10 protein-coding genes are annotated in these 12,644 nt (G+C 72.9%); 2 read left to right on the top strand and 8 right to left on the bottom strand.

What is annotated here, in order from left to right:
* Together NUM_RS12920 and NUM_RS12915 are read left to right on the top strand one after the other, a co-directional pair.
* Nucleotides 1-626, top strand: a 626-nt coding sequence (locus NUM_RS12920; protein ID WP_263975121.1) for a LysR substrate-binding domain-containing protein, incomplete at its 5' end; no start/stop codon positions are given.
* A 139-nt stretch (nt 627-765) separates the two neighbouring features.
* Complete coding sequence (locus tag NUM_RS12915; RefSeq protein WP_225918534.1) at nt 766-2,952, top strand: MMPL family transporter; 2,187 nt, start codon at nt 766-768, stop codon at nt 2,950-2,952.
* Here the strand turns inward: NUM_RS12915 and NUM_RS12910 are convergent.
* From NUM_RS12910 to NUM_RS12875, 8 genes are all read right to left on the bottom strand, one after another.
* Nucleotides 2,941-4,338 (bottom strand): MFS transporter, encoded by a 1,398-nt coding sequence (locus NUM_RS12910; RefSeq protein WP_207125063.1) that lies wholly within the window; start codon nt 4,336-4,338, stop codon nt 2,941-2,943. The genes NUM_RS12915 and NUM_RS12910 overlap by 12 nt on opposite strands.
* A 128-nt stretch (nt 4,339-4,466) precedes the next feature.
* A complete protein-coding gene (locus NUM_RS12905) occupies nt 4,467-4,916 on the bottom strand; it encodes a MarR family winged helix-turn-helix transcriptional regulator (protein ID WP_207125062.1) in 450 nt (149 codons plus the stop codon).
* Nucleotides 4,917-4,955: 39 nt separating this feature from the next.
* Nucleotides 4,956-5,444: a hypothetical protein gene (locus NUM_RS12900; protein ID WP_207125061.1), complete on the bottom strand. Its 489-nt coding sequence runs from the start codon at nt 5,442-5,444 to the stop codon at nt 4,956-4,958.
* A gap of 79 nt (nt 5,445-5,523) precedes the next feature.
* Entirely contained in the window at nt 5,524-6,039 is a 516-nt protein-coding gene (locus NUM_RS12895) for a DUF5709 domain-containing protein (protein ID WP_207125060.1), read from the bottom strand.
* Between the two features lie 254 nt (nt 6,040-6,293).
* Nucleotides 6,294-9,494, bottom strand: coding sequence for a glycoside hydrolase family 38 N-terminal domain-containing protein (locus NUM_RS12890; protein WP_207125059.1), 3,201 nt, complete (start codon nt 9,492-9,494; stop codon nt 6,294-6,296).
* Nucleotides 9,495-9,547: 53 nt separating this feature from the next.
* Nucleotides 9,548-10,360, bottom strand: coding sequence for a carbohydrate ABC transporter permease (locus NUM_RS12885; protein WP_207125058.1), 813 nt, complete (start codon nt 10,358-10,360; stop codon nt 9,548-9,550).
* Nucleotides 10,361-10,371: 11 nt separating this feature from the next.
* Nucleotides 10,372-11,292: a carbohydrate ABC transporter permease gene (locus NUM_RS12880; RefSeq protein ID WP_207125057.1), complete on the bottom strand. Its 921-nt coding sequence runs from the start codon at nt 11,290-11,292 to the stop codon at nt 10,372-10,374.
* Nucleotides 11,289-12,587, bottom strand: coding sequence for an ABC transporter substrate-binding protein (locus tag NUM_RS12875; RefSeq protein ID WP_207125056.1), 1,299 nt, complete (start codon nt 12,585-12,587; stop codon nt 11,289-11,291). The genes NUM_RS12880 and NUM_RS12875 overlap by 4 nt, the downstream gene beginning before the upstream one ends.
* Nucleotides 12,588-12,644 lie beyond the last annotated feature (57 nt).

Genomic DNA, 12,644 nt, shown 5'->3' with positions numbered 1-12,644 from the left:
GCGCCGCCCGCGCGGCCGCCGCGCCCGGCCCGGCGCCGCACGTCAGCGTCGGCGCCGTCCAGTCGGCCGCGATGGCGCTGGTGCCGGGCGCGTTGCGGCGGGTGCCCGACCCGCCGTCCTGGACGATGCTGACCGACTCGACCGACCGGCTGATCGACCGCGTCGCCGGCGGCGAGCTCGACCTCGCCGTGGTCACCGACGCGCCGCCAGGGCTGCCGGCCCGGCGGGACGTGTCGCTGCGCCACCTGTTCGCCGACCCGATGAGCGTCGTGGTACCCGACGACCACCGGCTGGCGCGGCGCCGACGGGTGAGCATCGCCGACCTTGCCGACGAGTACTGGATCGAGGACAACGCCGGCTCGGAGGCGCTGCTGCACCAGCTCGCCGCCCGGTACGACCTGAGGCTGCGCGTCGACCGCAGCGTCGGCGCACTGATGATCAAGGTGGCGCTGGTCGCGGCCGGGCACGGTGTCGCGCTGGTGCCGCGCAGCATCGGACCGGCGCTGCGGCCCGACGTCCGGCTGCTCGCGCTGCGCGACGCGCCCCGCCGCGGCGTCTACGCCGCGACCCGCCCCGGCCGCGCCGACCTCGACCGGCTGATCACCGCGCTGCGCACCCAGCACTGACGGCCGCGGCCGAATCGCCGTCGGGCCAACGGAGACAGCGGTGGGGCTGGCCCGACCGGGTGCTGTGGGGCTGGCCGTACCCGGCGCCGGCCGGAACGCACCAGTGTGTCGCGGCGTCCGTTCCGCCAGGCTGGTCCGGGTGAGCGAACGGATGCGCGGAACCGACGACCGGCGGATCACCGTACGGCTGGCGACGGCGAGCGCTCGCCACCCCTGGCGCGCGATCACGGGCTGGCTCGCGTTCGTCGTGCTGTGCCTGGCGATCGGCAGCCTGGTCGGCGACCGGGCCGCCAACAGCGCCGACTACCGGGTCGGTGAGGCCGGTGTGGCCGAGGCGATGGCCGCGGACGGCGGGCTGCCGGTACGGGCCATCGAGCGCGTGCTGATCACCGCCCGGTCCGGCCGACTGGACGCGCCCGCCGCGCTCGCCGCCGGCCGCGATGTCGGCACCCGGCTGGCCGCACTGCCCGCGGTGGACCACGTGGCGGCGCCGACGCTGTCCGACGACCGCACCGCGGTGCTGGTCACCGCCCAGCTCACCGGCGACAAGCTCGCGGTACGCGACAGTCTGCCGGCGCTGACCGCGGCCACCCGGGCTGCGCGGCAGGCCCATCCAGCGTTGCGCATCGCGCAGACCGGGGACTCGTCGATCGGCGCCGGCAACGACGCACAGCGCGGCGCCGACCTCGCGCTGTCCGAGGAGATCACCCTGCCGGTCACGCTGGCCATCCTGCTGGTGGTGTTCGGGGCGGTACTGGCCGCCGGCGTACCGCTGGTGCTCGCACTGACCTCGATCGCCGCCTCCGTCGGCCTGTCGATGATGTTCTCCCACCTGGTGCCGGACGCCGGTGTCGGTACCGAGGTCATCATCCTGATGGGAATGGCCGTCGGGGTCGACTACTCGCTGTTCTACCTGAAGCGGGAACGCGAGGAACGCCGGCGACTCGGCGGCGCCCTGGACCACACCACCGCGGTGCGGCTCGCCGCGGCGACCTCTGGCCGGGCGATCGTGGTGTCCGCGCTCGGTGTCGTCGCCTGCACCGCCTGCCTGTACGTCGCCGGGGACATCATCTTCTCCTCGCTGGCCACCGCGGCGATCGTGGTCGTGCTGGTGGCGATGGCCAGCTCGGTGACGGTGCTGCCGGCCCTGCTGGCGAGCCTCGGCCCGCGGGTCGACACCCCGCGGGTACCGCTGGTGGGCCGGTGGTCGGCTCACGGCACCGGCCGGTGGTCGGCGCGGCTGCTGCGCCCGGCGACCCGGCACCCGGTGCCGACCCTGGTCGTCGCAGTCGGCGCGGTACTCGCACTGGCTGCGCCGGCGTTGACCATGACACTCAACGAACCGGGTAGCCGCACCTTCTCGGCGCAGATCCCGGCCGTCGCCACGTACCACCGGTTGGTCCGGGCATTCCCGGCCCAGACCGGTGCCCACCTGGTCGTGGTGCGCGCCGCCCCGGACCAGGCTTCGGCGGTACGCGCCGCGCTGGGGCGCCTCGCCGACCGGGCCCGGTCCGATCCCGCCTTCGGCGGCGTCACCGAGCCGGCGTACGAGATCTCGCCGAACCACCGGGTGCAGACGCTGACCCTGCACATCCCGTACGACCCGACGTCCGCGGTGGCCGACCGGTCGCTGACCCGGTTGCGTGCCCTGCTGCCGGCCGAGCTGGCCGGCATCCACGGCGCCCGCTTCGCGGTGTCCGGCGACGTCGCGCACAACACCGACTACGTCGCGAGCCAGACCGCGAAGACCCCGCTCGTGGTCGCCCTGGTACTGCTGATGACGTTCGTGGTGATGGTGCTGACGTTCCGGTCGGTGGCCGTCGGCGTCGTCGCGGTGCTGCTGAACCTGCTGTCGGCGGCGGCCGCGTTCGGCGCGCTGACGCTGACCTTCCAGCACCACTGGGCGGAACGGCTGCTCGACTTCACCTCGACGGGTTTCGTCAGCGCCCGGGTACCGCTGTTTCTGTTCGTGGTGCTGTTCGGGCTGTCGATGGATTACCAGATCTTCGCGGTCAGCCGGATCCGGGAGGCGGTCGAGTCGGGCCTGTCGACCCGTGCCGCGGTCGAACGCGGCATCACCTCCTCCGCCGGTGTCATCACCAGCGCGGCGGTGGTGATGGTCTCCGTGTTCGCCAGTTTCGTCTTCCTGCACCTGCTGGAGGTCAAGCAGATCGGCTTCGGGCTGGCGGTGGCGGTGCTGGTGGATGCGGTGGTGGTCCGGCTGTTCGTACTGCCGGCGCTGTTGACGCTGCTCGGCCGGGCGAGCTGGTGGCCGTCGCAGGTGGCCCGCCGCTCGGCTCCGGCGCAGGTGGCCTCAGCACCGTGAGGTCTGGGTTGCGCCGCTGGGGATCGGGGCCCGGCGGCGGGACAGCGCCAGCACCCCGGTCGCGCCGGCCACGCACACGCCGGCGAGCACCACACCGACCACGTGCAGCGCGCGGGTGTAGCCCGCACCGGCGAGCCGGTCACCGGACAGCGCGGCCAGGATCGCGCCGACCACCGCGATCCCGATCGTCTCGGACGCCAGCCGGGAGGTCTGGAACAGCCCGGACGCGGCGCCCGCCGCCTCCGGCCGCACGGTGTCGATCGCGCGGCCGTCCAGCAGCCCCTGGGTCAGCCCGGTACCGGCGCCGACCAGGATCAGCGGCGCGGCGAGCCCGGCCGGCCCGGTGTGCGGACCGATCCGGCTCACCAGCAGGGCGCCCACCCCGCAGACCACGATCGCGCCGACCGCGATCGCCACCGTCGGCACCCACCGCGCGACCAGCCCGCTGACCGTCGGCAGCAGTACCGTCGGGCCGGTGAGCAGCAGCAGCCACAGCCCAGCCGTACCGGCGCCGACCCCGGTCACCGAGATCAGGTAGGACGGCAGGTACACCAGCAGCGGCACCAGCACGATCACCAGGGTGGCGGCGGCGGTCGCGTACGAGGCGAAGCGCGGGTTGGTGAGCAGCCGCAACTCGACGACCGGGGCGTCGGCGCGGCGCTCCACCGCGACGAAGCCGACCCCGAGCGCCGCGGCGAGCACCCAGCCGGCGATCACCACCGGGTTGCCGAAGCCGGCGTCCGGCGACTCGACCAGTACCGCGATGACGGTCAGCAGCGCGCCGGTGAACAGCGCGCCGCCGGCCCAGTCGATCCGCCGGGTCGGCGGCTGTTGCGCCGGGCGCGGGATGGCGAGCGCGAGCAGCAGCGCGCAGGTGGCGATCCCGGCCGGTACCGCGAAGACGGCGCGCCAGCCCAGGTGCGCCACGAGCAGCCCGCCGATCGAGGGGCCGAAGGCGAGCCCGGCACCGAGCATCGTGCCGAGCAGGCCGAACGCGCGCGAGCGGGCCGGGCCGGGGAACGCCGCGGACAGCAGCGCCGCGCCGCCGGTGACCGCCGCGGCGGCGCCGACCCCGCCGAGCAGGCGTACCGCGTCGAGCAGCAGCACGTTGCCGGCCAGCGCGCTCGCCACCCCGGTCGCCACGTACAGCGCGAGGCCGGTCAGGTAGACCCGGCGGCGGCCGAGCAGGTCGGCGAGCGAGCCGGTCACCACCAGGAACGCGGCGAACGTCGCGTTGTACCCGTTGACCACCCACTGGGTGCCGGCCAGCCCGGCGCCGAGGTCGGTACGGATGTCGGGCAGCGCCACCGACGCTCCGGTGATGGTCAGCGGGAACGTCACCGTGGACAGCAGCACGGCGACCAACACCAGCGCACGTCGGTCCACCCGGTCGACCGTATCGGCTCCGGCCGCACCCGCGGACGTGAACCGCCTCACCACGCCCGCGGTACGACCCCGCACCGCGGTCGCGGGTGGCCGAAGGGTGAGCCGCGCGGGCCGGGCCGAGCGGGCCGTCAGTGGTCGCGGCCGGCGAGCAGGCGGTCGAGCAGGTCGAGCAGTCGTTGCCGGTCCGGCCCGGACAGCGGTGCCAGCAGCTGCTCCTGCGCGCGCCGCAGCGCGGTGTCGAGCCGGCGCAGCTGCTGCCGGCCGGCGGTGCTGATGTTCACCACGTTGCGGCGCCGGTCGTCCGGGTCGGGGGAGCGGGCGACGAGGCCGCGCTCGGTGAGCTCGTTGAGCGCGCCGACCAGATCGCTGCGGTAGATGCCGGTGCGGTCGCTGAGCGCGGACTGGCTCGCCGGGCCGAACTCGGTCAGCGCCGCGAGCAGCGCGTAGTGGTGCTGGCGCAACCCGAACGCGGCGAGCGCGTCGGCCGAGGTGCGCTGCGCGTACCCGCCCGCCTGGGCGAGCAGCCGGCTGGGCATGGTCCGCAGCCGTTCGGGCAGCCGCGCGGGATCGTTGTCCACCGGCTCACCCTAACCCGGACGTTAGCCGTACTAACGAGGTCAGGGCGTGCTGCGGACCGCGCGGACGCCGGGCAGCGTGGCGAACACACCGCGCAGCTCGTCGATCGCGGCCCGGCTGCGCAGCCGGAGCTCGAAGAAGTCGGTACCGGCGGGCGGTCGCAGCCGTTCCGGGACGGCGGTGCCGGGTCGCGTCGCCGCGTCCGCCGTGACGAACTCCACGGACTGCACCTGACGGCTCCGTTGCGCGGTCTGCTGGATCCGGCGGTGCTCGGCGGGAGTGGCGTCCGCCGTCTGCCACACCGCGAGCATCGGCCCGGGGTCACCGGCGCCTGCCGACGCGGTGGCGTGCTTCGCGTCGACGAGGTGCAGACCGGCGAGCACCACGGCGAGCACCACACCCGCCGCGAGCACGCCGCCGCCGACCGCGAGCAACACCACCAGCCGGGTGTTGGTGCCGCGCCGTGTCGGGGTGGGCGGCGGACAGCCGGGGACCGGTGCGCCGGCGACGGGCTGCTGGGGTGCGCTCATGACGGGAGATCATCGCACACGTATGCGATGTTCGTCCCGAACGTGGACGGCCACCGGCGCGGGTCGGGGGCGGCGCGGGTCAGGGGCGGTACGGGTCGTTCGGGTCCGGGTCGCGGTCGCGCTGCTGATCCAGTTCGGTGTTGCGAACCGCGTCGGGCAGCGTCTCGTACTCGTCGGCGTCGTCCTGCACGGCGGCCCGGTCGGTGTCCTCATCGACCCAGTGCACCGCCGCCTCCTCGGCGCTCGCGGCACCGTAGTCGATGCCGACGTCGACACCGATCATCTCCTCGCCGGCGTCGCGCAACCGGCCGGACCGCGGGTCGGGGCCGTCGGCCCAGCGGTCGTCGACCGCGTCCGGCGCCACGTCCGGCTCCTCCTCGGACAGCAGTTGGTCCAGCGACTCGCCGCGGCGCTCCTCGGCCGGCGTCATGCCGAACCGGTTGACCTCGGACCAGTGGTCGGGCGGTTCGATGCCGGTGTCGAGCGGGTCGTCGGACGGCTGGTCGGACAGCAGCGTCTCGTCGGTGTCCAGCACACCGTCGTCGGAGACCTCGTCGCTCTGCCGCGCGTCCGGGTCGTCGTCCGCCTGCGTCATCGATCGCCTCTTTCGTCCGGTGACCGGCCGGCCGGGCATGGCTGCGAAGCACCCGCCGCGGGCGCCTCACCGCCGATACTGGCACCCGTACCGGCCCGGCGGGGCCGATCCGGCCAACATCCGCCGTCGGCGAACGACACGGGCCGGCCGGCGCGTGGGCTACCGGCCGGCCCTGGGGTGCCCGCAACGCACGGGGGTGGAGCGTGGCGGACACCCTCGGGGGGTTGGGGGTGGTCAGGACCGATCGACCACGGTCACCGCCCGCCGGCCGCGTCGGCCAGCCGCAGGCGCACGGCGACGCTGCCCAGCCGCGGTACCGGCAGGACCACCTCGGCACCGTCCACCTCGGCGGTACCGGTCGGGTCACCGAGCAGGGTGGCCAGCGACGCCGCGGCCACCGGTACGGCGCAGCGCAGCCGCACCGTGGTCGCGGCCGGCGCGTACGACTGGAGCCGGACCAGGATGTCGGTGCCGTCGTCGGTGGCGACCGGCACCGCGTCGAGCACGGTGACCCGCGGGTCGTCGACCGACAGCAGGGACAGCTCGGCGGCCCGCTCGCCGGTGCCGTGCGCGACGACACCCACCAGCGGCCGGTCGACCTCGTACGCGGTGCGCAGCGCCAGCACGTCGGCCTCGACGTCCTCGCCGGCCCGGGGCACGCCCACCGCGTACCGGAACACCGTGTCGAACGCCTGCTCGGACGGGAAGTTGGTGTCCCACAGGTTGTTGTGCACCCACGAGTAGATCGTGCCGGGCTGCCGCGGCGCGGTCGAGTCCGGGAACGGCGCGTACGGCAGCGGGATCGTCTCCGGTTCCACCAGCGGCGCGTCCCGGGTCACCCAGGCGACCGGACCGTCCACATCGGACACCGAGACGAACGACCGGACCGCGCGCATGTGCTGCGGCGCACCGGGTACGTGCTCGATGCCGTCACCGGTCAGCGCGCCGGTGATCTCGTAGTGCACGGTCGGGTCGGTCACGGCGAACGGGAACGCCAGGTACGCGCTCTCCTTGGTCATCGTGGTCGGCTTGTCGAACCGGTTGTCGAACTCGACGTGCGAGGCGTTGCGGCCCAGCCGGATCGTGGTCCGCGCGGTGCGCACCCCGTCCGCCGCGTACTCGTAGGTCAGCCGCTGGCCGAGCGCGTCGTCGACCCGCTCCACCAGGACCGCCGGGCGGGCCAGCGACCGCGACCCGAGCAGCTCCAGCTCCGGGCTGACCGCCGTCTTGTTCGCCTGGTGGTTGTAGCCGCCGGCGGTGGTGTACGTGTCGTACACGTAGCCGTTGAAGCCGACCACCGCGTCCGGGTCGACCAGCTCGCGCCCGGTCGCCTTCGCCACCAGGCTCGACACGCACGCCCGGGTCAGGTCGACCACCACGCGCAGGTGCTCGTTCTCCAGCGTCACGTCGTCCTCGGTCGGCAGCGGTACCGAGCCGTGCGGCCCCGCCCCGGCCGCGCTGATGTGCAGCTCGCCGGCCTGCGTCGAGGTGTCCTGGTCGGCCGGCCCGGCGGTCACGTCGAGCCGGACCAGCCCGTACGGCGGAATGTCGGCGACCTCGACCGAGACCCACCGCCCGGCGTCCCGGTGCACCGGGTTGACCTGCGGCTCGACCAGCGCCTCCAGCTTGGCGCCGGTACGGGCGTCGACCACGGTCAGCGGCCGGTCGAGCGGGATCCGGGACTCCCGGACGAAGCAGCGCACCGGCGCGGTGCGGGTGGCCGGCGCCGTGTTCACCGCCCAGAACGACAGGTCGGCCGATCGTTCCGGCGGCAGCACCGCACCGAGCGCGGCGGACGCGTGGTCCAGGTACACCTCGGAGTCGTGCTCGCCGTGCAGCGCGTGGCCGTACTTCCAGTGCCACTGCTGCTCGCCGGACTGCATGCCCTCGTCGCCGTGTGTCCACGGGTCGGCCGCGCCCCAGGTGTGCTCGTTGAACAGCGACACCGACGAGTACACCTGGCTCGCGCCGGCCTGCGCGTCCGCGGCGTGCTTCGCGTCGCGGGCGGCCGGATCCAGCAGCGCGGCCAGCCCGTACAGGCTCTGCGCGGCGGTCACCGTGGCCTGCGCGCGGCGGACCATCGCCTGCGGCCGGGCGCCGGAGCCGACGCCCTCGACCCACCAGTCGCCCCAGTCGCCCTCGAACACCGGGATCGAGTCACCGAGCCGCTGCTGCGCGTCGGCGAAGAAGTCGGCGTTGGTGGACAGCCGCAGCCGCGGGCTGTCCCAGGTCTCGTTCCACCGCTTGACCGTCTCGGCCAGGATCAGCCGCGGCGGCGCGTTGTCGCCGAAGTGCCCCTGCACCCGCAGGTGCAGGATGTCGTGCGGGTACGGCTCGCGGTCGGTCACCGCGGGCCCGTGCCAGCCGAACATCCCCGGCGGGAACGGGTACGGGTTGGTCGACAGCGAGGTCAGGTAGGCCGGCAGCAGGTCGTCGACCATCTCGTACGAGGTGTCGAAGCCGAGCACCGGGCCCTCCATGTAGGCCAGGCCGTGCGGGCTGTCGGTCATCCACACCAGCAGCTCGTTGCCGGCCGGCGAGCGCCACCGGAACAGCCGCGGCAGCTTGTGCCCGCCGTTGACGTTCGGCACCGACCGGCCGGCCCAGTTGTGCGCCACCGACAGGTACTTCACGTCCAGCTGCGCCAGCGCGTCCGGCAGCCCGGCGACCGTGCCGGGCACGTCGGTCTGCATCGCCGAGCGGAACGACACGCCGTACTTCTCCCGCACGGTACGGGCCAGCCGCAGCAGCTCGTGCAGCTCCTCGGTCGAGCAGGTGTCGGTGTGCAGGTTGTACGGCATCGCGGTCAGCTCGATCTGCCCGGCCCGCACCCGCTCCAGGAACTCGGCGATGCGCTCCGGCGGGCGGGCGGCCACCCACTGCTCGAACGACCACAGCGACTCCACCGCCCAGCGGAACTTCGCGTCGTCCGGCCAGCCGTCGGTGGTCCGGGTCAGGTCCAGGCACGAGTCGAGGAACGCGACGTGCTCGTTGAGCACCGTGCCCTGCGGGTCGGTGTACCCGATGTCCAGGTGCGAGTGGTGCACCAGGTGGATGGTCCAGTCCCGGGCCGGCGGCAGCGGGAACTCCAGCGTCGCGGTCTGGTCGGCGCCGCCCGCGCGGCTCGCCTCGATCCGGACGTTGCGGGTCTCGGCCTCCGCCGGCAGCAGCAGCCGGGCGCCGCCGGTCGCCGGCAGCACCTCGACCGGCACCCGGCCACGGCCGGCCACCTCGACGTCGAACCGCCACTGCGCCGGATCGGCGGCGGCACCGGCGATCAGCACCCGCAGCGCGCGCTGCGGGCCGTCCGGACCGCGCCGCACCAGGTGCTCCGGCATCGCTCGCAGCTCGGTACCGCCGAGGCTCGCGGTGGCCGCGACGGCCAGCCCGACGGTGCCGGCCCGGGCCTTCTCGGTCGACCAGGGTCGGTCGGCCACCAGGGCGCGCGTCGTCATGTGGAATGTCCCCCTCGAACCGATGTGGTGATCGTGCTGGTTACGGCCGACGTTCAGGATGTCAGCCGCAGGCTGTTGACGAAGAAGCGTTGGAAGACGAAGAACAGCAGGACGGTCGGGATCGACGCGACGAGCGCGCCGGCCAGGATCACCGGCGGACCGGCCGTACCGTAGCTGCCGGACAGGTCGGCGAGCGTGGCCATTACCGGCCGTACGTTCGGGCTCAGCGACAGCGTGATGCCGAACAGCAGGTCGTTCCAGATCCAGGTGAACTGGAACACGAACGTGGCGAGCAGCGCGCTGCGGGCCAGCGGCAGGTGCACCCGGACGAACATCCGCAGCCAGTTCGCGCCGTCCAGCTGCGCCGCCTCGGCGAGCTCCCGCGGCACCGTCATCAGGAAGTTGCGGTTGACGAAGAACGCGAACGGGATCGTCATCGCCACGTAGATCAGCAGCATGCCGTACTGCGTGTCGTACAGTCCGGTCTTCGCGTAGCCGGTGAACAGCGGGGACAGGAACGTCTGCAGCGGCAGCACGGTGCCGATGTAGATGCCCCAGAACCAGATCGCCGGCCGCTTCACCGGCATCACCGTCACCGCGAACCCGGCCAGCGCCGAGATCAGGACCGCGATCGCCGCGCCGAGCGCCGCGTAGATCAGCGTGTTGAGCATGCCCTGGCCGACCCCGGCGGTACTGAACGCCGTCCTGATGTTGGTCGCGATGTCGGCGGAGGCGAACCACCAGCGCGGCGACCCGGTGTACTGCGCCGACGGGGTGAACGCGTTCACCACCACCAGCCAGGTCGGTACCAGCCACACCACCGAGACCAGCACGACCAACACGTTGCGCACGATGCGTGATGCCATCGGATTCCCCTTCACCGCTGCGTCGCCTGGCGACGCAGGTAGAGCCAGGAGGCGGCGAGTACGACGATGGTGAGCACCACGGACACGGCCGCGCCGTACCCGTAGCGGCTGAGCGTGAACGTCTCGCGGTACATGGTCAGCGCGAGCGTCTCCGACGCGGTGCCGGGACCGCCCCGGGTCAGCAGCCAGACGATGTCGAACGTCTTGAGGCTGTTGACGATCGACATGCCGACCACCACGATCGTCATCGGCCGCAGCTGCGGGACGATGATGCTCCAGAACAGCCGGAACCCGGTCGCGCCGTCGAGCTTGGCCGCCTCCAGCGTCTCCGGCGGGATCGTCTGCAGCCCGACCAGGAACAGGATCATCGACGCGCCGGTGGCCTGCCAGGTCGTCGCGAGGATCATCACCACGGTGTTCAGCGGCCAGTGCAGCAGCCACTCCTGTTGCAGCCCACCGAGTCCGATCGAGGCCAGCGTCTGGTTGATCGCGCCGTCGGACTGCAGCAGGAACGTCCACAGCAGCGCGGTGGCCGAGCCGGACAGCGCGTACGGGATGACCACGACGGTGCGGGCGACCGAGCCCCACCGCACCGAGTTGGTCAGCACCGCGATCAGCAGCCCGAGCAGTACCGGCAGCACCAGCGTGCCGATCACCCAGAACACGGTGTTGAGCAGCGACCGGCCGAAGTCGGGGTCGGTGAACAGCGCGACGTAGTTGGCCAGCCCGATGAACCGGGAGCTGACCCCGTTGTCGTCGAACAGGCTGCGGTACGCGGTGACCAGGAACGGCACCACCAGCAGCACCACGATCAGCGCCACCGCCGGCAGCAGGAACCCGCCGACCCAGAGCGCCCGCCGCCAGCGGAAGCCCCGCCGCGGCTGGTCCGCCCCCGACCGCGTCGCGACCGGCAGCTTCTCCGTCGTCGTCACGAGCGCCACACCTTCCATTCCTTGTCGGCGCGACGCTGCATGGACGACAGCGTGCGGGACGCGTTCGCCGCGGTCGGGTTGATCATGAAGGCGCTCAGGTCCTGCACGTTGCCCTCGATCAGCACCGGCGGGGACGCCTCCCAGTACCGGATGGCCTGGGTCGGCTTCTGCTGGCGCACCGTGGCGGCGAGCTCGGTGATCGCGCCGACCTTCGGCACCACGCCGGGGTCGGCGGAGGTGTCCTTCAGGAAGTCGGTCCAGGCCCGCTGTACCGACGGGTCGAGCCAGGCGTCGGCGACCTTGCGGGCGGCGCCGAGCTTGTGCGCCTTCTTCGACACCGACAGCACGCCGGACTCGACCACCACCGAGTTGTTGCCGCCGGGCGGCGGCGGGAGCAGGAACAGGCCGAGGTTGGCATCCTTGACGCCGTTGGAGAGGTAGGCGCCGGTGTTCCAGCTGCCGTACAGGTGCATCGCCATCTTGCCCTGGGCGAACTGGGCGGGCACCGTCGCGGTGTTGAAGTCCGGCGCGGAGAACGCGCCGGCCGCGAACAGCTCGATCCACAGCTTCATCGCCTGCCGGCACACCGGATCGGTGTACGACGCCTTGCCGGCGGTCAGGTCCAGGTAGAACTGGTGGTCCAGCCCGTTGACCAGCTGCTGGAACCAGGTCAGCGACTCGAACGTGGTGGCGCCGCCGGACGCGATCGGCGTGATGCGCTTGGCCTTGAGGGCCGCGACGACCCGCCGGAACTCGTCCCAGTCGGTCGGTACGTCGAGCTTCAGCTTGGCGAACAGCGGCTTGTTGTAGAAGACCGCCCAGTACGACTTGTACAGCGGGACGCCGTACTGCTTGCCCTGATAGCTGAACGAGTCGCGCAGTTCCTTGTCGTTCGACCAGCCGTTGCGCGCGGCGAGGTTCCAGGCCGACGACACGTCCTGCAGGATGCCGGAGCGGGCGATGTCCTGCAGCCGGTAGCCGTTCCACCACTTGATCAGGTCGGTGGTCGAGTCGGTCTGCGCGGACATCCGCACGATCTGCTGGTAGCTGCTGGTGTCCGGCGAGGCCCGGGCCGACAGCCGGTAGCCGACCAGTTGGTGCAACGCCTTCCCGGCCGCGGCGTAGCCGGGTGCCCAGGTCGGGTTGTCGTTGAACAACGAGACCACGTCACCCGGGGCGGGCCGGGTCTGGGTACCCCGGGCACAGCCCGCGGCGGCCAGCCCGACCGCGCCGGCCAGCGCCGAGGCCAGCACCGTCCGCCGGGTGACCGAGTGTCCTGTGTCGCTCGTTTGCACGCCGTGCCCTCCTCGTACCGGGAGCCCCGGGCTGCTAAGTTATCGATAACGTACGCG

The sequence above is a fragment of the Actinocatenispora comari genome, assembly GCF_017312725.1.
GTDB classification, from domain to species: domain Bacteria; phylum Actinomycetota; class Actinomycetes; order Mycobacteriales; family Micromonosporaceae; genus Actinocatenispora; species Actinocatenispora comari.
The sequence above is the reverse complement of the archived record's forward strand: the minus strand, read 5'-3'. Positions and strand labels throughout refer to the sequence as shown.